Origin of the sequence: Vibrio cyclitrophicus, assembly GCF_024347435.1 — a bacterium.
Lineage (GTDB): Bacteria > Pseudomonadota > Gammaproteobacteria > Enterobacterales > Vibrionaceae > Vibrio > Vibrio cyclitrophicus.
On sequence record NZ_AP025480.1, the window covers coordinates 2929731 to 2949514 of the forward strand.

17 protein-coding genes are annotated in these 19784 nt (G+C 44.3%); 7 read left to right on the forward strand and 10 right to left on the reverse strand.

The window, feature by feature from the left end; all coding sequences use genetic code 11:
- Positions 1–50: 50 nt before the first annotated feature.
- From OCW38_RS12860 to rplU, 5 genes are all read right to left on the reverse strand, one after another.
- Positions 51–524, reverse strand: coding sequence for a threonine/serine exporter family protein (locus tag OCW38_RS12860; protein ID WP_016767785.1), 474 nt, complete (start codon positions 522–524; stop codon positions 51–53).
- Positions 524–1291, reverse strand: coding sequence for a threonine/serine exporter family protein (locus tag OCW38_RS12865; protein WP_010434431.1), 768 nt, complete (start codon positions 1289–1291; stop codon positions 524–526). Before OCW38_RS12865 ends, OCW38_RS12860 begins: the two co-directional genes overlap by 1 nt.
- A 166-nt stretch (positions 1292–1457) precedes the next feature.
- Complete coding sequence (gene cgtA, locus OCW38_RS12870) at positions 1458–2630, reverse strand: Obg family GTPase CgtA (protein WP_010434429.1); 1173 nt, start codon at positions 2628–2630, stop codon at positions 1458–1460.
- Between the two features lie 325 nt (positions 2631–2955).
- Positions 2956–3213: a 50S ribosomal protein L27 gene (gene rpmA, locus OCW38_RS12875; RefSeq protein WP_004735905.1), complete on the reverse strand. Its 258-nt coding sequence runs from the start codon at positions 3211–3213 to the stop codon at positions 2956–2958.
- A 19-nt stretch (positions 3214–3232) separates the two neighbouring features.
- Entirely contained in the window at positions 3233–3544 is a 312-nt protein-coding gene (gene rplU / locus OCW38_RS12880; protein ID WP_004740823.1) for a 50S ribosomal protein L21, read from the reverse strand.
- Positions 3545–3812: 268 nt separating this feature from the next.
- On the opposite strand from rplU, the gene ispB reads away from it, so the two are divergent.
- Positions 3813–4784 carry an octaprenyl diphosphate synthase gene (ispB, locus tag OCW38_RS12885; RefSeq protein WP_261894315.1) on the forward strand — a complete coding sequence of 324 codons (972 nt, stop codon included), beginning with the start codon at positions 3813–3815 and terminating at the stop codon, positions 4782–4784.
- 100 nt (positions 4785–4884) lie between these two features.
- On the opposite strand, the gene OCW38_RS12890 is transcribed toward ispB, so the two are convergent.
- Together OCW38_RS12890 and mdh are read right to left on the reverse strand one after the other, a co-directional pair.
- Positions 4885–5076 carry a hypothetical protein gene (locus OCW38_RS12890; RefSeq protein WP_010434417.1) on the reverse strand — a complete coding sequence of 64 codons (192 nt, stop codon included), beginning with the start codon at positions 5074–5076 and terminating at the stop codon, positions 4885–4887.
- Positions 5077–5200: 124 nt separating this feature from the next.
- Positions 5201–6136 (reverse strand): malate dehydrogenase, encoded by a 936-nt coding sequence (mdh, locus tag OCW38_RS12895; protein ID WP_010434414.1) that lies wholly within the window; start codon positions 6134–6136, stop codon positions 5201–5203.
- Positions 6137–6487: 351 nt separating this feature from the next.
- Here mdh and argR point away from each other — a divergent pair, with 351 nt between their 5' ends.
- The 4 genes from argR to OCW38_RS12915 all read left to right on the forward strand — a co-directional run bounded on the left by argR (position 6488) and on the right by OCW38_RS12915 (position 11647).
- Entirely contained in the window at positions 6488–6958 is a 471-nt protein-coding gene (gene argR / locus OCW38_RS12900; protein ID WP_010434411.1) for a transcriptional regulator ArgR, read from the forward strand.
- Between the two features lie 343 nt (positions 6959–7301).
- Positions 7302–8270 carry a TAXI family TRAP transporter solute-binding subunit gene (locus OCW38_RS12905; protein ID WP_010434410.1) on the forward strand — a complete coding sequence of 323 codons (969 nt, stop codon included), beginning with the start codon at positions 7302–7304 and terminating at the stop codon, positions 8268–8270.
- A gap of 252 nt (positions 8271–8522) precedes the next feature.
- On the forward strand, positions 8523–11102 hold the full coding sequence (locus tag OCW38_RS12910; RefSeq protein WP_010434408.1) for a TRAP transporter permease: 2580 nt from the start codon (positions 8523–8525) through the stop codon (positions 11100–11102).
- A gap of 107 nt (positions 11103–11209) precedes the next feature.
- Positions 11210–11647: a universal stress protein gene (locus tag OCW38_RS12915; RefSeq protein ID WP_193846729.1), complete on the forward strand. Its 438-nt coding sequence runs from the start codon at positions 11210–11212 to the stop codon at positions 11645–11647.
- A gap of 73 nt (positions 11648–11720) precedes the next feature.
- Here the strand turns inward: OCW38_RS12915 and OCW38_RS12920 are convergent, their stop codons facing one another.
- Together OCW38_RS12920 and rluA are read right to left on the reverse strand one after the other, a co-directional pair.
- On the reverse strand, positions 11721–12722 hold the full coding sequence (locus tag OCW38_RS12920) for a D-2-hydroxyacid dehydrogenase (RefSeq protein WP_261894321.1): 1002 nt from the start codon (positions 12720–12722) through the stop codon (positions 11721–11723).
- A gap of 34 nt (positions 12723–12756) precedes the next feature.
- Positions 12757–13491 (reverse strand): bifunctional tRNA pseudouridine(32) synthase/23S rRNA pseudouridine(746) synthase RluA, encoded by a 735-nt coding sequence (gene rluA, locus OCW38_RS12925; protein ID WP_261894323.1) that lies wholly within the window; start codon positions 13489–13491, stop codon positions 12757–12759.
- A gap of 156 nt (positions 13492–13647) precedes the next feature.
- On the opposite strand from rluA, the gene OCW38_RS12930 reads away from it, so the two are divergent.
- On the forward strand, positions 13648–14925 hold the full coding sequence (locus OCW38_RS12930; RefSeq protein ID WP_102297357.1) for an NRAMP family divalent metal transporter: 1278 nt from the start codon (positions 13648–13650) through the stop codon (positions 14923–14925).
- A gap of 91 nt (positions 14926–15016) precedes the next feature.
- On the opposite strand, the gene rapA is transcribed toward OCW38_RS12930, so the two are convergent.
- Entirely contained in the window at positions 15017–17926 is a 2910-nt protein-coding gene (gene rapA / locus OCW38_RS12935) for an RNA polymerase-associated protein RapA (protein WP_010434393.1), read from the reverse strand.
- A 465-nt stretch (positions 17927–18391) separates the two neighbouring features.
- On the opposite strand from rapA, the gene OCW38_RS12940 reads away from it, so the two are divergent.
- Complete coding sequence (locus OCW38_RS12940) at positions 18392–19771, forward strand: PhoH family protein (protein WP_010434391.1); 1380 nt, start codon at positions 18392–18394, stop codon at positions 19769–19771.
- Positions 19772–19784 lie beyond the last annotated feature (13 nt).

Consider the following 19784-nt stretch of genomic DNA (forward strand, 5'->3'; position numbering starts at 1 on the left):
CTGAGACACAGATTATACCGATTTCCCTCATAGGGTAAATCATTATGCGATTATACTATCGGTCTTCTTCTATAAAAGAGCAGCCCTGGCACCGCTAAGCCAACCGCAAGCCCTGCGATAATAAACATCGATTTCAAAAAGTTCTCCATCAACAAAGCCAATAACTCCGGGTTGTATCCTGCCCGGTTAATTTCAACCATGGCAATCATCGCCTTAAAGGCAAACACACCAGGTACCATGGGAATCAGCGCTGCGACGGTAAACACTTTAGGGTGTGCCAAGAGCTTATGTGACCAATGGACTCCAATCATCCCTACCAGTGTAGCCGCGAAGAACGTCGCCCATTCAATAGGTATGCCGAAATGCATCATTAAATAACGGCTACCGTGGCCAATAGACCCTCCGAGAGCACAGTAGATCAACGCACGTTGTGGTACGTTAAAGACCAATGCAAAGCCGACGGCAGGTATCGCCGCAAAAAACATATCGTTCAGAAGGCCTACCAATAATTCAAAGATAGTCATTAGCTTGCCCACCCCCACACGTCTGAAAGGCTCATCGCTGCAACAATACCTAAGCTTGTCGCTAGGGTTAATAGACTGGCCATGGTAAAACGAGCCAAACCCATATTGATATGGCCTTTAAGCATATCCGCAACAGAGTTAATCAAGGGAAAACCGGGCACTAGCATCAATACTGACGAAGCCATCACGATGGTGGGTTGACCACCAATATTGTAGAGCACCGCCTGAGCAGAGATGGTCGTAGTAACGAATGCCGTAATGGCAAAATTTAGTAGTGGGTTAAAGTGACGGTGACCAATCTCTTGTCTTACGATCATGCCGCAAGCGGATGCAATAAAGGTCATGATGAACACGTGCCAATCGCCGCCAGCAAGATGACTAAAAGAAGCACATGATAATCCAATCATCACTACAACCAGCCAACGGTTATAACGTTCAGGGCTGATCCCTTGGATCTTCTTGTAAGCTAAATCATAATCAAGAATCCCTTTCTCCATCATGATACAAACACGTTGAATCTCTGTTATCACCTGCATATTAATGCCACGATCAGCACAGCTTCTAGTTGTCGTTATACAATGATCATCCATTACTGTTGTCACGACCAACGCATTGGCTGACAGTGCAACTTCAACCTCATTCACCCCACAAGCGATACCGATACGGCGCATAATATCGCCGACTAATGTGCTCTCTGCACCATGTGCTAATAACATTTGTCCTGATTGAGCGACGAGTCTTGAGATCGCTCTTTGCTTCGATGCCATGATTTCCTTCCCATAGGCGTTAATTATCTAAAGATAAATTTTGCATAAAAAATAGCGAGACGTCATGATTTAGATACAAAAAAACCGCAATTTTCATTGCGGTTTAATAAAACTATCAGCGTATCTTAGAAAAAGTGACTAAAGTGCGCATAAGAAACAGCGAGGATTAGTCACGAACGTAGATAACATGACCGTCATCTTCTTCGTCATCCCAATCATCCCAGTCGTCGTCATCTTCAGTTACGACGTTCTTACCGCTCATTGCATCTTTATGGTAGTCATCCCACATAAAGTTAACTTTTTCTTCTTCTTCAATTGCTTCAACTTCACGAGGTAGGTTCTCCATGAACTCACCCAGTTTAAAGCAAAGATCTTTAGTGCCGATTTTGTTCACTGCAGAAATCTTGAAGTACTCGCCTTCCCAACCTAAAGCTTCAACGATTTCTTGAATTTTTTCGTCAGCTTCTTCTTCAGGCATTAAGTCAACTTTGTTAAACACTAACCAACGTGGTTTCTGTGCAACTTTTTCACTGTATTGCTCAAGCTCATCAATGATCGTCAATGCATTCTGAATAGGATCAGAGCCGTCAATCGGCAGAATATCGATCATATGCAGAAGAACACGACAACGCTCAAGGTGTTTCAAGAAGCGAATACCAAGGCCTGCGCCATCAGCTGCGCCTTCGATTAGACCAGGAATGTCGGCAACAACGAAACTCTTCTCAGGAACGACACTCACCACACCCAAACTTGGGATCAACGTAGTAAATGGGTAATCAGCCACTTTTGGTTTCGCAGCAGATACTGAGCGAATAAAGGTAGATTTACCTGCATTTGGTAAGCCAAGCATACCAACATCAGCCAATAGAAGAAGCTCTAAGCGTAGTTCGCGAACTTCGCCTTTAGTACCCATTGTCTTTTGACGAGGAGCACGGTTAACAGACGACTTAAAGCGGGTGTTACCAAGACCATGCCAACCACCTTTACCAACCATTACTTTCTTGCCGTGTTCAGCAACTTCAGCAACGATTTCATTAGTGTGAATGTCAACAGCACGAGTACCTACAGGTACTTTCAGTGTAATATCTTTACCACGTTTACCAGTACAGTTGCCACCGCGGCCATTCTCGCCACGTTCAGCGCTGTAAAAACGTTGGAAACGATAATCGATCAGTGTATTTAAGTTTTCATCAGCTTGGATGTAAACATCACCGCCGTCACCACCATCACCGCCATCAGGACCACCTTTAGCAACGAATTTTTCGCGCCAAAAGCTGACTGTACCATTACCGCCATCACCGGCTTCTATTTTTACTGATGCTTCATCAACGAATTTCATTTTTTAACTCCGCACTTACGTTGCGTTACCACTCATCAAGGAGTGATATAAATTCTAGCAGATCCGAGTTTAGATCGATCACCTAAGATCTAGATCGATCTGCAATCAAGGAACAAATAAGGAGAGGTTCTTTGCTTTAAGTGTTTTAAAAACCAAGCTACTTTTTAAAAACCGAACTGTTTATCAAAAAGGCATACAGCTTCTCAAAACCCAAGCCAGAGCGTCTACTTTTTTATTCTCGCTATAAATAAAAAACCCTGCCGAATCGGCAGGGCTTTTGAATTCAGCTTGAAAGCTAGTATAAATAATCTAGTTAAAGATTAAATTACTCAGCTTCGATGCTTACAAACTTGCGGTTTTTAGGACCTTTTACTGCAAATTTCACTTTACCTTCAGTAAGAGCGAAAAGAGTATGGTCTTTACCGATGCCAACGTTTGTGCCAGCGTGGAATTTAGTACCACGTTGACGAACGATGATGTTACCTGCAAGAACAGATTCACCACCAAAACGCTTAACACCAAGACGTTTGCTTTCTGAATCGCGGCCGTTATTAGTAGAACCGCCAGCTTTTTTATGTGCCATTGTTAAACTCTCCTAATACTTAAGCGTTAATGCCAGTGATTTTCACTTCTGTGAACCACTGACGGTGACCAGCTTGCTTGCGAGAGTGCTTACGACGACGGAACTTAACGATTTTTACTTTATCGCCACGACCGTGTTGTACTACTTCCGCAGTAACCTTACCACCTTCTACAAGAGGTGCACCAACAGCGATTTCTTCGCCGTTAGCAACAAGAAGAACTTTATCAAATTCAACAGTTGCACCAGTTTCAACGTCTAATTTCTCTAAACGAAGTGTTTGACCTTCGCTTACTCGGTGTTGTTTGCCACCAGATTGGAAAACAGCGTACATATTTTACTCCGCTTTTTCCGCACAGCCTATGGTTGTTAATTGTACAACTCGGGTGTGCGCTAAACTAATCAATAGGGCGCAGATTCTACGGGAATCATGGCGCTATGACAAGCCATATTTTTAAAATATTGGCGAAAACATGTTCGCCAAAGAAAAGTGCGGCAATGATGCCCTTAAGTGATGTATTAATCAACGTTTTTTAGTGTATTATTCAACAATTAAATACAACGTATAAGCCTTACAGGGTCTAACTTCAGCCGGATGAACAATGGATTTTAAAGCTATCCAAACGCTTACTGCCAATGATATGGCAAAAGTGAATGAAACAATTCAAGCCCAACTTAATTCTGACGTAAGTTTAATCAACCAGCTTGGTTTTTATATCGTTAGCGGCGGTGGCAAACGCCTACGTCCTTTGCTTGCTCTTTTATCTGCTCGTGCTCTTGGTTATCAAGGTGAAGCTCATATCACCTCTGCGGCCTTTATTGAATTTATTCACACAGCAACTTTGCTTCATGATGATGTCGTCGACGAATCGGACATGCGACGTGGTAAAGCGACAGCCAATGCTGCTTTCGGTAATGCCGCTAGCGTTTTAGTTGGAGATTTTATTTACACTCGCTCATTCCAGATGATGACAACGCTAGGATCTTTAAAGATCCTCGAGCTAATGAGTGAAGCGGTAAACGTGATTGCCGAGGGTGAAGTTCAACAATTGATGAACTGTAACAACCCCGACACCACAGAAGAAAGCTACATGCAAGTCATCTACTCTAAGACAGCTCGCCTGTTTGAAGCTGCAACACAAATCGGCGCAATTCTCACAGAGTCGTCACCTGAAATCGAAACAGCAATGCAGAACTACGGTAAATATCTAGGTACCGCATTCCAACTGATTGATGATGTGATGGATTACACAGCTGATGGTAAAGAGATGGGTAAGAACGTTGGTGACGATCTTGCCGAAGGCAAACCAACACTGCCTCTACTTTACGCAATGCATAATGGCTCTCCAGAACAAGCAAGTATGATTCGTGAGGCTATTGAAAAAGCCAATGGCATGGAACGTCTTGACGATATTATGGCTGTTATGAGAGAAACAGGTTCTTTGGAGTACACTACAAATAAAGCTTATGAAGAAGCAGATAAAGCCATAACTGAGCTTGCTGTGCTTCCTGACTCAGAATATAAGCAAGCATTAATTACGCTCGCACATCTTGCTGTTAAACGTAGTAAGTGATTCCGACGTCATTAGCAGTAGAATAACGACACGCTATAAATAGACAAAAGAGCCTCAGGGCTCTTTTTTGGTTTTAGCGTCTTGTGCGAGTTAAAGCCAATCAATATCTGCTCGACTCTAGAGATAACGGCTGCTCAGTTTCAATTTCTTCAAGCTCAGCCATTGGCACTGCGTACTGGTATTGTCCGCTGTAAGTCTCCACTAGGGCAAATTGTTCTTGTTCATCAATAACCAATATTTTCCCCAAACGCCCTAAATATTCGACATTCATTCCTTTTTGAACACTAGACATAACTTTTCCTCTAACTTAGCTATAGAGACCGTTACGAATCGCTTGAGCTAAAGGATCAAAAAAGCCGATCACAATGATCGGCTTTCGTTAACTGTCTTTTTAGCAGAGTTTAGTTATCTATCACTTATTTAGCGAATTCAACACCAATCTCAATATCGCCATTTAACGTTTCTAGCATGCTGTCTAGTGCGTTGCGTTCGAAGTCGCTCAACTCACCGTAGCTAAGGATCGCTTCTGCGCCCTCTTTGCCAAGTTTAACTGGTTGTGCGAAGAATGGTGCGTGCTCGCCTTCGCCTTCAACGTATGCACACTCAATCACGTTCTCTTCGCCTTGAAGCGCTTTCACTAGAGCAAGACCGAAGCGACAAGCCGCTTGACCCATAGATAGAGTAGCACTACCGCCACCCGCTTTAGCTTCAACAACTTCAGTACCTGCATTTTGGATACGAGTCGTTAGCGCTGCGATCTCTTCATCAGTGAACTCTACGCCTTCAACTTGAGAAAGAAGAGGAAGGATCGTAACACCTGAGTGACCGCCGATAACAGGAACACGAACATCGCCTGGATCTTTATCTTTAAGCTCAGCAACGAACGTTTCAGAACGAATCACATCAAGAGTCGTAATACCGAATAAACGACGCTTGTCGTAAACGCCCGCTTTCTTAAGTACTTCAGCAGCGATTGGCACTGTTGTGTTTACTGGGTTAGTAATGATACCAACACAAGCTGTAGGACAAGTAACTGCAATTTTCTCAGCTAGAGACTTAACAATGCCAGCATTAACATTGAAAAGATCCGCACGATCCATACCAGGCTTACGAGCTACGCCCGCAGAAATAAGTACAACATCCGCACCTTCTAGTGCTGGTGTTGGATCTTCGCCCGCATAACCTTTGATCGAAACAGGGGTTGGGATATGGCTAAGATCGGCAGCTACACCCGGTGTTACCGGTGCAATGTCGTAAAGTGCAAGATCTGAACCAGCAGGTAGACGGTTCTTAAGTAATAGGGCTAGGGCTTGACCGATGCCACCAGCGGCACCAATAACAGCTACTTTCATTGTTATTCTCCTTGAGAGCTTTCTCTTATAAATTCTTTGTAGGGTAGTTCTTGAGCTAGATTAAGGCTAAAAAGCTAAATTATCGTTAAAAAACTATATTAATCACAAAGTGATTACAATCAATTAACGCCAGCTTTGCGACTTCGCGCAAGTCAATAAAACCGTGCTACACAGCGAGTTCGCATTATGGCGATAATCGACTGAAATAACAAAATAACTCGTCGCAAATAACACATTATTCTATTAAAAATTTACAGTGATATGACTAACAAATTACTGGGATACTTTGGCTAAAATTGAATATGTATGCGAGAATATGCAAATATCTTTGTTAATGAATAAGAATGACATATGCGCAATACAGAAAAACAAGACAACTTAGTTCGCGCTTTTAAAGCTCTATTAAAAGAAGAACGTTTTGGTTCGCAAGGTGAAATTGTTGACGCCCTCAAACACGAAGGTTTTGAAAGCATCAACCAATCCAAAGTTTCGCGTATGTTAACCAAGTTTGGTGCTGTTCGAACTCGCAATGCAAAAATGGAGATGGTTTACTGCCTTCCAGCTGAACTTGGTGTTCCGACAGTTTCTAGCTCTTTAAGAGAGTTAGTACTAGATATTGACCACAACAATGCATTAGTTGTGATACACACAGGCCCTGGTGCTGCACAACTTATCGCTCGTTTATTAGACTCATTAGGTAAGTCAGAAGGCATACTGGGTGTAGTCGCAGGCGATGATACAATCTTCATCACCCCAACCTTGACGGTCACCACTAAGCAATTGTTCGATTCAGTATGCGAACTGTTTGAATACGCTGGCTAATTGTTCCCGGTTTCATAACTATCAACCGTACTAATGGATCATGAATATCTATTTACTTCGTGATCCAAATCACATCCTAGAATATATCCCCCCTCCCCCTGTTATCTACACTAAACCATTGATTTTAAAAAAATCAGTAGCAAATTAAACACGATATCTAAGCCTCATTTGTTAGATTTATTAGCTATATCTTTTAACATTCGAGTAATTTTCTGCCAATTTTTGATATTATTCAGACACTTTTTCATCACATGGATTGAAAAAGGTGCCGTTTCCAAATAGGAAACTCCAGAAACAACTACACTTGTTTCAGGGTTAATAATGAATAAAGGAAGGGAAATTCATGGCATTTACCAAACTGATTAAAGTTGGTGCTATTGCAGCTGCTGTAATGGGCGCTGGCGCAGTTAACGCTCAAGAGTTCATCACAATTGGTACAGGTTCAGTTACAGGTGTTTACTACCCAACTGGCGGTGCAATTTGTAAGCTAGTGAACAAGGGCCGCAAAGACCACAACATCCGTTGTTCTGTAGAGTCTACTGGTGGTTCAATCTACAACGTTAACACCATCCGTGCTGGTGAACTTGATTTCGGTGTTGTTCAATCGGACTGGCAATACCACGGCTACAACGGTACAAGTAAGTTCAAAGATCAGGGCGAATACAAGAAACTTCGCGCTATGTTCTCTCTACATACAGAACCGTTCAACATCATCGCTCGCACCGATGCTGGTATCAACAATGTTGCTGACCTTGCTGGCAAGCGTGTAAACATTGGGAATCCAGGCTCTGGTGATCGTGCAACCATGGGTGTTGTAATGGACGCTATGGGTTGGACTAACGACAGCTTCAAGCTTGCTTCTGAACTAAAAGGTTCTGAGCGCTCGCAAGCACTTTGTGATAACAAGATTGATGCATTCATCTACATGGTTGGTCACCCGAACGGATCAATCAAAGAAGCAACAACGTCTTGTGATGCAAAACTGGTTTCAGCAACAGGTCCACAGATCGACAAGATCGTAGCTGAAAACCCATACTACGCTTACAGCACAGTTCCTGCTGGTATGTACCGTGGTACAGACGCTGACGTAAACAGCTTTGGTGTTGCTGCAACAATGGTAACGACTTCAGACGTTTCTGAAGAAGTTGCATACAACGTTGCTAAGGCAGTATTTGAAAACTTCGCTACATTCAAACGCCTGCACCCAGCATTTGCTAACTTGAAGAAAGAAGACATGGTTAAAGCGGGTATCTCTATCCCACTTCACCCTGGCGCAGTAAAATACTACAAAGAAGTAGGTCTTCTAAAGTAACTTTACTTTAAGCTTACTCTACCAATAAGGAGGCATGCCCTCCTTATTGGCTTTTCACGTTTATAAAAATAACCCAAGTGAAAAGAGCAAACCTTTAAGTTTCTCCAATTTGGAGAACTTACCTTCGTATCAAGCCTAAGACAAAGACGAACAAAAACGCATTTACCTGTCAGTTCACTACACTAGATAAGGGATAAATAATGTCTCGTTGTTCGTAAGAAAGGCAGACCATCAATAATAAGGATAAAGTACATGACGCAGACAACAACACCGTCTCCAGATGTGCAAGAAATGGTGGCACAATCAGATACTGGTGCGCGTAGCCCTCACGGTATCCAAGGCCGTATTTTATGGTTTGTGCCTCTATGTTGGTCACTGTTCCAACTTTGGTATGCATCTCCGCTGCCGTTCATTTTTAACTTCGCAATTTTAAACGACACTGAAGCTCGAGCAATTCACCTTACGTTTGCTATTTTCTTAGCCTTTACCGCTTATCCAGCCATGAAAAATTCGCCTCGGGATCGCATCCCTGCCGTCGACTGGATATTAGCGCTTGTTGGTAGCTTTTCAGCTTCTTATATCTATATTTTCTACACTGAACTCGCTGAACGTTCGGGCGCACCAACAACATTTGATATTGTTGCGGCCGTTTTCGGAATGATTCTACTGCTTGAAGCAACACGACGCGCTTTAGGTCCACCTCTTATGGTTGTGGCAGCAGTATTCCTACTTTACACCTTTGGCGGCCCTCACATGCCAGACGTTATTGCCCACAAAGGTGCGAGCCTAAACAAGGCAATGTCGCACCTGTGGCTAACAACTGAAGGTGTATTCGGTGTTGCACTTGGCGTATCAACATCATTTGTATTCTTGTTTGTACTGTTTGGTGCAATGCTAGAACGAGCAGGCGCCGGCGCTTACTTTATCAAAGTCGCGTTTTCCTTACTTGGCCACATGAAAGGCGGCCCAGCGAAAGCAGCCGTTGTCGCTTCTGGCCTATCCGGCCTGGTTTCAGGCTCATCTATCGCCAACGTGGTAACCACAGGTACCTTTACTATCCCGCTAATGAAGCGTGTCGGTTTCCCAGGTACTAAAGCAGGTGCGGTAGAAGTCGCGGCTTCAACGAATGGTCAATTAACACCACCTATCATGGGTGCAGCAGCCTTCTTGATGGTTGAGTATGTGGGTATTTCTTACGTAGAAGTAATCAAAGCAGCACTATTGCCCGCTCTAATCTCTTACATCGCTCTGATTTACATCGTTCACTTAGAAGCATGTAAAGCAGGCATGACTGGTTTACCTCGCCGTCACACACCGACACTTGTACAAAGCCTACTTTCCTTCACGGGTACCATTCTTGGGCTATGTGTGATTAGCGCTGCGGTTTATTACGGTGTAGGTTGGACAAAAGATGTCTTTGGCGATGCAGCGACACCAATCGTGACAGTAGCGCTATTGATCGCTTATGTTGCTCTCGTTCGCGTATCAGCAAAATACGCCGCTGAAGGCGGCATGGAAATCGATGCTGAGCTTACTGAGGTTCCAGACCCTGGCCCAACGATTAAATCAGGTCTTCACTTCTTACTACCGATTGTCGTACTAGTATGGTGTCTAACCGTTGAGCGCTTCTCTCCGGGTCTATCTGCATTTTGGGCAACAGTTTTCATGATCTTCATTTTGATCACTCAGCGTCCTTTGATGACTCTGATGAACAAATCGAACGATCTTGCAGAACAAACCAAAGCGGGCTTCGTTGACCTCGCAGAGAGCTTGGTTTCAGGCGCACGTAACATGATCGGTATCGGCGTAGCGACAGCGGCTGCTGGTACCGTTGTAGGTGTAGTAACTCTGACCGGTATCGGCCTTGTTATGACCGATTTCGTTGAATTTATCTCAGGCGGTAGCATCATTCTTATGCTGTTGTTTACCGCGGTAATCAGCTTAATCTTAGGTATGGGCTTACCAACCACAGCGAACTACATTGTTGTTTCAACCTTGATGGCTCCGGTCATTGTTACCCTGGGCGCAGCACACGGCCTAATCATTCCATTGATTGCGGTTCACTTGTTTGTGTTCTACTTCGGTATTCTTGCGGATGATACACCTCCAGTAGGTTTGGCAGCCTTTGCTGCCGCAGCGATTGCGAAATCAGACCCAATTCGCACTGGTATTCAAGGTTTTACCTACGATATCCGGACCGCGATATTGCCATTCATGTTTATTTTCAACACCCAACTACTGTTAATGGGGATTGATTCTTGGTGGCACTTAGCGCTGACTATCTTCTCCTCTGTTACTGCAGTACTTATCTTTGCAGCAGCAACACAAGGATGGTGGTTTACTAAGAACAAGTGGTGGGAAACATTACTGCTGTTGATTCTAACCTTCTCTTTCTTCCGCCCTGGTTTCTGGTGGGACATGATCTATCCAGAGAAAGTTCTTTCACCAGGAGTTGAGATCGCTCAAATCACAGAGAATCTATCTGTGGGACAATCACTTGAATTGAGAGTAGGTGGTGAAAACTTAGAAGGTAACTATTCTGAGAAGACAGTTCGCCTTCCGTTTGAAGATTCTGCAACAACAAGTGAAGACCGTATTGCTTCAATGGGCTTAATGCTGACACAAGCTGACGACAAAATGATTGTTGATATGGTTGAGTTCGGTAGCCCTGCAGAAGCCGCTGGTATTGACTTTGATTGGGAAATTAAATCCGTTATCCAAGATGCAGATCGACCAATGAAAGAGTGGGTGTTCTTGCCTGCCCTACTGATTTTGATTGGTTTAGCAATGAACCAAAGAAGGCGTGCTCGTAAGGATGAGATTAGCGCGTAATGGATAGAGCCAAGTAGCGCTCTACTCTATTTGGCTTTTTTACTACATGGAAAAGATAATTACAGCGTTTGGTGTTTACTTAGCGCTGCTCAAAAAGAGACGAATACATGTATAGACAGATCCTTGTTCCCGTAGATCTTAACGACAAAGGCTTTTCAGACAAAGCTGTCGAGCTAGCGGTATGGCACGCAAAACACAGCAATGCTGAGATCCATATTCTGAACGTACTACCTGGCATTCACATGTCGATGGTTGCGTCTTACTTCCCAAAAGATGCGGCGAACCAAATGAAGCTCGATGTTAAAAATCAGCTGAAAGAGTTTGCCGATAAGCACATCGATGATGAAGTGGTGTATAAGGTTCATGTTGCCGAAGGCAAAACCTACACAACGATCCTAGATTACGCTGAAAAACTTGGTGCCGACCTTATCGTCATGCCTAGCCACAAGCGTTCAAAAGTCGACAAAGTTGTACTGGGTTCAGTCGCGAGTAAAGTCGTACAGAACTCACCAATCAATGTGTTAGTGGTTAAGCCTCAAGGCTAACCCGTTCGATAAACGTTAAGATAAACACCTAAAAAGGTTGGCCTAAAAGCCAACCTTTTTGTTTCTGCAACGCTTAATTAGCGTCCATGAAGACACTCATATCATGAATGAACTCACTCACTAAGTTCTGTGGCTTACCCTCAACAAATGCCTCGATGTTATCCATTAAGATATCCGACAGTTTTTGAATTGAGCTGTCACTGCCCCATGCCACGTGAGGCGTTAATAGTAAATTGGATAAGTGACTGTTAGCCAATAGTGGATTCGACTTGTCCGCAGGCTCTTGTGTAAACACATCCATACCCGCACCTGCAATCTGATGATTGACCAAAGCCTCAACCAAAGCTTGTTCATCGACAAGCCCTCCACGCCCCGCATTAATTAATACCGCACTTGGTTTCATCATTGCTAGCTCTGGCTCTGAAATCAAATTGCGAGTTGCTTCGGTTAACGGACAATGTAAGCTGATCGCATCGGCTTGCTGTAAGACAGCATCGAAAGGCAGATACCCTTCTCGACAAGAATCAGCCCCTTTACGTTCTGCGAAGATCACTTTCATTCCAATCGCTTTAGCCAGTGCGGCAGTTGCTTGTCCTAAGCTCCCACTGCCCATTAAGCCCAATGTACTGCCTGCGATATCTTGAATCGGATGGGTAAAGAAACAGAACTGTTTATCCTTTTGCCACTCACCAGCTTCAATATCTTGATGGTAACCAACGAGATTACGCTTTAACGCAAATAGCATCGCGATTACATGTTCGGGCACCGATTGAGTCGCATAACCTTGGGTATTAGCCACTGCTATGTTTTTCTCATTGCAGTAATCAACATCAACGTTATTCACACCCGTCGCAGAAACCGCTATTAACTTAAGTTGTTGTGCTTGAGATAAATTGTCTGCGTTGAGCGCAACCTTATTGGTGATAATCACGTCCGCGTCCAGGACTCGCTCTGCAACTAGATCGGGAGCTGTAAAATCATACTCCAACCACTCATGTTCAAAGCTGAGCGGTTTTAAATGGATTTGAGATGGGATGGTGGCTCTGTCGAGAAAGACCACTTTCAACTTCGGCATTGTACGTCCTTGAGTTTATGTCAATTGAGTCATTCTAAGCTTTTAGCTTACTGTAGTCTGGAAGCTCTGGCGCAATTTCAAAGTGCTGTTCAATTTGCGGTCGTGCTTGAGGATAAAAGTCACAAGGGACAAAGGCTTTGAATAATTGATTGGTGCTCGGATGATAAAAACTCAATTCACAAGCGTGCAAAGCTAACCTATCGCTATAATTAAACGCATCTGACGTTGCGTAAAACTCGTCGCCTACAATTGGATTCCCTAGCGCCATGCAGTGCACGCGTAACTGATGGGAACGACCCGTAATAGGAAGTAACTTCAACAGTGTGGTTTGAGGCTCTTGTTGTTCGACGATATAACGAGTCTGAGAGGGTTTTCCATCCTCGAAGCACACTTTTTGTCTCGGTCGATTTGGCCAATCACAAATGAGTGGCAGATCAATCAAACCTTCTGCTTTTTCCAATCGGCCCCATACTCGCGCGTAATAGAGTTTGTGTGTCAGTCGATATTGAAACTGCTTCTTCAAATGACGCTCAGCTTGTTTGTGTTTAGCGAGCAGCATCAAGCCCGATGTCGACATATCCAAGCGATGCACCACCTGAATACCTGAAAAATCCACGACTAGGCGACTCCACATACTGTCGTAATGCTCTGGTAACCTCCCAGGAACTGAAAGTAAGCCAGCAGGTTTATTTACCACAAGAATATCGTCATCTTGATAAACAATATCAATCCAGGGGTCACGCGGTGGTGCGTAATGTTCTAACGCCATTCTAGCCTCTAGTTACTGTTAAATAATAACTTATGGTCAAGTTGTTTATTAAAAAATACAATTTAAGTCTTTTTTGTACATAAAAGTTGACGACCTTACAAAACATGGTATTGATAGGGGAACGGAAAATAAGAAGTCAGCATCAAAGGAAAAATGATGGAAAGTACGGTTAAAACTACAACAACAAAAGCACAAACCTCTGCTCCCCTATCAACGTTAATTCGGTCTCTTGGCCCAGGTATTATGATGGCAGCAGCTGCTGTGGGAGGTTCACATTTAGTTGCATCCACTAAAGCTGGTGCGATATATGGCTGGCAACTTGCCGCTCTTATTATCCTCGTGAACCTATTTAAGTACCCGTTCTTTAAAGCCGGCATCCAATATACATTGGGAACGGGTCAAAGCTTGGTGGAAGGTTACTCTAACTTAGGTCGCCCTTACCTTGTGATCTTTTCTATTTTGAGTGCTATTTCAGCCGTTGTGAATACCGCAGCCTTACTGTTATTCAGTGCAAGCTTACTTAGCTACTTTGTTCCTTTTGATTTGACCACCAGCACATTGTGCATGATCGTTTTAGCGACATGCTTAATCATTCTATTCGCTGGCCATTATCGCGCTCTCGACACGCTATCTAAATCGATCATGGCGATACTGACCATCACAACCTTAGCTGCAGTCGCCATTGCGATTGGCTCTCCCGTTGAACCTGATGCGGCTTTTGTTCCACCGTCGCCTTGGTCATTGGCTGCTATCGGCTTTATCGTGGTAACCATGGGTTGGATGCCAGCTCCTATCGAGATCTCAAGCATCACTTCTATGTGGCTAAAAAGCCAAAAAGAGAAACAAGAAGTGACCGCTCAATCAGCACTGTTCGATTTCAATGTCGGCTACATTGGTACAGCACTGCTTGCTTTAGTATTCGTTGCTTTAGGTGCGCTAGTCCTTCACGGTTCAGGTGTTGAACTGTCTCGCTCTGGTGTTGGCTTCACTCATCAATTGGTGGGTATCTACGCTTCGACGATTGGTGAATGGTCTCGTCCATTAATCGCTCTGATCGCATTCTTCTGTATCTTTGGCAGCACCATTACCGTTATCGATGGTTATTCACGCGTGCTTGCTGAATCACAACGTCTATTATTTAAAAAAGAAAGCAGCCCAAAAATGCTACAGGGTTGGATCGTCATCGTCTCTCTCGCAGCACTCTCCATCGTGATGTTCTTCAGTGCTGCTTTAATGCCTATGCTTAATTTCGCGATGGTACTTGCTTTTGCAACTACGCCATTCTTCGCATTGCTTAACTTCATCTTAGTCAGTAAAACAAAGCTTCCAAAAGCGCTCGCGATTGGCACTAAGCTAAAATGGTTGTCTGTCGCAGGTCTTATTTACCTATTTGGTTTCCTAGCCGTATTTATTTGGTGGAAATGGTTAATGTAATTCCTTTACCATTGCACCTTTCAAACGCTAGATAAAAAGAAGGCCTTCATCATGAAGGCCTTCTTTTGTTAAAGCATTTACTAATTCAAAACTAGTTGTGAGAAACCACTATCAAACGTAGTGAATCTAATTGAACCTGAGCTTTGCTGATGTAACCTGTCAGTTCATTGATTTGAGCTTCGATAACCTCTAGCTCTTCATCACGAATATTAGGGTTCACGGCTTTAAGCGCTTGTAGACGCTCTAATTCACCGTTCAGGTTAGTCTGCATATCTCGTTGAGCCTGTTCACGCACTTCTTCCACTTTAGGAAGTACGTGCGTCTCACCCGCTTCAATTAGCTTGTGAATCTCACCTTGTACCGAGTTCACTAGCTTGCTCGCTAAGTGACGGTTTACTGGGCTTAGTTGACGGTTAAAGCTGTCGAACTCAACCTGAGCAGATAAATCGTTACCACGGCCATCCATCATCAAACGAATTGGCGTCTTAGGTAAGAACTGGCTGATACCGCTGCGCTTTGGCGCTTGCGCATCCACAAGGTAAACCAACTCGAGCAAGATAGTACCCACTGGCAGCGCTTTGTTTTTCAGTAGCGATACCGCTGATGCACCGACACCTTCACTCAGTAGCAGATCAATACCGCCCTGAATCATTGGGTGTTCCCAGCTAATGAAGTTCATGTCTTCACGAGACAGCGCAGTATCACGATCAAACGTAATCGTTGCCCCTTCATAAGGTAAACCTGGATAGCTTGGCACCATCATGTGCTCAGACGGCGTTACAACTAGCGCATTTTCACCCTTGTCATCTTGGTTCAGGCCAATGGTGTCAAACAGGCTCAGTGCAAAAGAAACTAGGTTAGTGTCGCCATCAGTAGACGCGATCTTTTCTGCAATCTCATGAGCTTTATCGCCACCATTTGAATGCATCTCTAGTAGGCGATCTCGACCCTTTTCTAGATCTGATTTCAGGCTTTGGTTTAGCTTCGCTGACTCTTCAATCACTTCATCCAATTGCTCTGTGTTACCAGAAGCTAGCATCTCGATAAGAACATCTGAGTACTTGTCGTAAACCGTGCGACCGGTTGGGCAAGTCTCTGCAAACGCATTCAAACCTTCATCGAACCAACGCGCTAGAATCGCTTGTGATGTACCTTTTAGGTAAGGAACATGAATGTCGATATCTCGAAGCTGACCGATACGGTCCAAACGACCAATACGTTGCTCAAGCAAGTCTGGGTTGAACGGTAGATCGAACATCACAAGTTGGTTAGCGAACTGGAAGTTGCGACCTTCAGACCCGATTTCACTACAGATAAGCACCTGAGCACCGCCCTCTTCTTGAGCAAAGTAAGCCGCCGCTTTATCTCGCTCTAGAATCGACATGCCTTCGTGGAATACGGTTGCACGCACGCCTTCACGTTCACGCAGTGCTTGCTCTAATTGAAGAGCCGTACTCGCACGCGAAGCGATTACTAGGATCTTTTCGCTGCGCTTGTCTTGGATCTTTTCAATCAACCAGTTAACGCGTGAATCGAACTGCCACCAGCTTGAGTCTTCACCTTCAAACTCTTGGAAGATCTCTTCTGGGTACAGCATCTTCATCGCGCGAGCTTCAGGAGCCATCTTGCCGCCGATCATGCCAGATACGCGCATCGAAGTTGTGTACTGCGTTGGAATTTCCATCGGCAGTAGGTTTACATTACGCTTAGGGAAACCTTTGATTGCAGCACGTGTGTTTCTGAATAGAACACGACCTGTACCATGGCGATCCATAAGGTTATCAATCAATTCTTGACGAGCTAACGCTTGCTCTTCTTCGCTGCTATCACCTTCAATGATGCGGAACAAAGGCTCAACATCTTGCTCAGAAAGCAGTTCCGTAATCTGGTTCTTCGCGCTGTTTTCAAGCTTCACGCCAGAGAACAGTGCAGTAACTGCATCAGCAACCGGTGCGTATTGGTCTTCTTCTTCAACGAATGCTTCGTAATCGTAGAAGCGATCAGGATCCAGAAGACGCAGACGTGCAAAGTGGCTCTCACGACCAAGCTGCTCAGGCGTTGCTGTCAGTAGCAGTACGCCAGAGGTATTTTCAGCCAAACCTTCAACCACTTGGTATTCGCGACTTGGTTTGTCTTGGCTCCACTCAAGGTGGTGCGCTTCATCGACAACCAACAGATCCCACTCACCCTCAAGTGCTTGTTCGTAGCGCTTGCGGCTCTTACGTAGGAAATCCAAAGAACACAGAACATATTGTTGTGTATCGAATGGGTTATCTGATTCTGCAAAGGCTTCAATACAACGCTCTTCGTCAAAGATAGAGAAGTGCAGATTGAAACGGCGCATCATCTCTACTAACCATTGGTGTTGCAGAGTTTCAGGTACCACAATAAGAATACGTTCAGCACGGCCAGACAAAACTTGTTGGTGGATGATCATGCCCGCTTCGATGGTTTTACCTAGACCCACTTCATCGGCCAGCAAAACACGTGGAGCGTGACGACGACCCACCTCATGAGCAATGTACAGCTGATGAGGAATTAAGCCTGCTCGCATACCACACAAGCCACGCATTGGGCTCTTGTGTTGTTGATATTGATTGCTTAGCGCGCGGTAACGCAACACAAAGTTATCCATACGGTCGATTTGGCCCGCATACAATTTGTCTTGCGGCTTATTAAAGCGGATTTGATTGCTTAAGAAGATTTCACGCAGAGTCACCTCTGTTTCTTGAGTATCTTCACGCGTACCTAAATACGTCAGCAGCCCTTTATCTTCGATAATTTCTTCGACAGATAAAGACCAACCTTCTTGGCATTCAATGACATCGCCTACATTAAACGTTACTCGGGTTACGGGAGCATCAGTACGTGCATAGACACGGTTTTCTTCTGACGCTGCAAACATTAGTGTCACTGTACGAGCATCCATTGCTACAACGGTACCTAAACCTAAATCGCTCTCCGTATCGCTTATCCAGCGTTGCCCCAAAGCAAATGTCATGAATCGACTACCTCAATCTTATAGTTGGAATTTGGTCATTTGAACTGCAATTTAAACAAGAGCGTTATCGCTCCTGCATTAAAAATATAGCCAAAAATGCCTAGTTTGCAGCCACTTTTTAAGTGCGCTCTCGATAATAAATATCTCAAGAAAATGGTGCAGAAAAAGGTCGCTAATATTACTCGATGCTGTGATTTAGGTCACGCCTAAAGGCGATGATTTCACACTTTTTTTCTGTTTTCGCCAATGCAATCAAACTGTCAAAAAATCATGGTTAATCTATAGGTAGCAGATTGCTGCTCTTAAATGAACACGCCATATTCACTCACAACGATATGTCGATATTCCTCTAGATGAAGTTTAGGTAAGTAGTTGACTATCACCAGAATGAGCTACTAATCTTTATATGAGCTTTATCTACGTTCAATGAATGCAAAGCAAGCCGTACGACGGCAAGGAGATGCTATGGGCGAGACCAACCGGAAGCTATTTGTTTTAGACACCAATATCCTACTTCACGAACCCTTCGCTATATTTTCTTTCCAAGAGCACGATGTCGTTATCCCGATGACCGTGCTAGAAGAACTCGACAGAATCAAAGACAGTAAAAGAGACGTTGCTCGAGATGCGAGAATTGCGATTCGCACGCTCGAAGATTTATTCAGGGAAGCCACACCCGATCAAATCTCGGAAGGCATTCCTTTCTCTAAAGAAATAAACGCATCCGGCAGTATTTCCATACTCGCGGACTACGAACTTCAAGAAAGCATTAAGGCCTTCGCTGATGATAAGGCAGGCGATAATCGAATCCTCAACGCCGTCCTCTACCTTCAAAACAAACGCGCGCCACGTGAAGTGGTTCTCATCACCAAAGACATCAACATGCGCTTGCGAGCCAAAGGCGCAGGTGTTCGCTTCGTTGAAGATTATCAAACAGACCAATTGATCGATGATATCCAATACCTGACTAAAGGCTTTCAGCAACTCGAAGGGGCATTTTGGGATGGCATTGATAATGTCGAGAGTAAGGCTCTAGGGGGAAAGACGTTACACACTCTAGCAAGAGCACCTTTCGAGCCAACCTTTCTCAACCAATATGTGATTGACGAGGAGAGTGACTTTGCCGCTCGGGTCGAAGAGATTGAAACCGAAACCATCACTCTGAGAGATCTTAGTCGTGAACGGTTGATGAACCGAAGAGCATGGGATATTACACCTAAGAACATCTATCAAGGTATGGCGATCGACGCCCTACTCGATCCCGATATTGACCTTGTGATCCTAACGGGGGCTGCAGGGAGTGGTAAGACACTGTTAGCTATGGCTGCAGCGCTAGAGCAAACCATTGAGCGTAAACATTTCGATAAGATCATCGTAACCCGAAACACGCCCGATATTGGCGAGTCGATTGGCTTTCTTCCCGGAACCGAGGAAGAAAAGATGTTGCCATGGTTAGCAGCAGTAACGGATACCTTAGAGGCGCTACACAAAAATGATCATTGCACAGAAGGCTCAATGAAATACATCTGTGATAAAGCCAATATCCAATTCAAATCGATCAACTTTATGCGTGGCCGCTCGATCCAAAATGCGTTCGTTCTTCTCGACGAGTGCCAAAACCTAACCGCTTCACAAATCAAAACCATCATCACCCGCTGTGGTGAAGGCACCAAGATTGTCTGTTCAGGAAACCTAGCCCAAATAGATTCTTCCTACTTAACCCCTGTGACTTCAGGTTTAACCTACATGGTTGAGCGTTTTAAAAACTTCGAAGGCAGTGCCAATATCCACCTCAATGGCGTGGTACGTAGCCGACTGGCAGAGTTTGCCGAAGAGAACATGTAGCAACTCGATACAC

Excerpts from the sequence above, each read along its gene's own strand:
- ispB (WP_261894315.1), top strand. The coding sequence starts at position 3,813 with ATGGATTTTAAAGCTATCCAAACGCTTACTGCCAATGATATGGCAAAA.
- OCW38_RS12915 (WP_193846729.1), top strand. The coding sequence starts at position 11,210 with ATGTATAGACAGATCCTTGTTCCCGTAGATCTTAACGACAAAGGCTTT.
- argR (WP_010434411.1), top strand. The coding sequence starts at position 6,488 with ATGCGCAATACAGAAAAACAAGACAACTTAGTTCGCGCTTTTAAAGCT.
- OCW38_RS12920 (WP_261894321.1), bottom strand. The coding sequence starts at position 12,722 with ATGCCGAAGTTGAAAGTGGTCTTTCTCGACAGAGCCACCATCCCATCT.
- mdh (WP_010434414.1), bottom strand. The coding sequence starts at position 6,136 with ATGAAAGTAGCTGTTATTGGTGCCGCTGGTGGCATCGGTCAAGCCCTA.
- cgtA (WP_010434429.1), bottom strand. The coding sequence starts at position 2,630 with ATGAAATTCGTTGATGAAGCATCAGTAAAAATAGAAGCCGGTGATGGC.
- OCW38_RS12905 (WP_010434410.1), top strand. The coding sequence starts at position 7,302 with ATGGCATTTACCAAACTGATTAAAGTTGGTGCTATTGCAGCTGCTGTA.
- OCW38_RS12910 (WP_010434408.1), top strand. The coding sequence starts at position 8,523 with ATGACGCAGACAACAACACCGTCTCCAGATGTGCAAGAAATGGTGGCA.
- OCW38_RS12860 (WP_016767785.1), bottom strand. The coding sequence starts at position 524 with ATGACTATCTTTGAATTATTGGTAGGCCTTCTGAACGATATGTTTTTT.
- rapA (WP_010434393.1), bottom strand. The coding sequence starts at position 17,926 with ATGACATTTGCTTTGGGGCAACGCTGGATAAGCGATACGGAGAGCGAT.
- rpmA (WP_004735905.1), bottom strand. The coding sequence starts at position 3,213 with ATGGCACATAAAAAAGCTGGCGGTTCTACTAATAACGGCCGCGATTCA.
- OCW38_RS12865 (WP_010434431.1), bottom strand. The coding sequence starts at position 1,291 with ATGGCATCGAAGCAAAGAGCGATCTCAAGACTCGTCGCTCAATCAGGA.
- rluA (WP_261894323.1), bottom strand. The coding sequence starts at position 13,491 with ATGGCGTTAGAACATTACGCACCACCGCGTGACCCCTGGATTGATATT.
- OCW38_RS12940 (WP_010434391.1), top strand. The coding sequence starts at position 18,392 with ATGGGCGAGACCAACCGGAAGCTATTTGTTTTAGACACCAATATCCTA.
- OCW38_RS12930 (WP_102297357.1), top strand. The coding sequence starts at position 13,648 with ATGGAAAGTACGGTTAAAACTACAACAACAAAAGCACAAACCTCTGCT.
- rplU (WP_004740823.1), bottom strand. The coding sequence starts at position 3,544 with ATGTACGCTGTTTTCCAATCTGGTGGCAAACAACACCGAGTAAGCGAA.
- OCW38_RS12890 (WP_010434417.1), bottom strand. The coding sequence starts at position 5,076 with ATGTCTAGTGTTCAAAAAGGAATGAATGTCGAATATTTAGGGCGTTTG.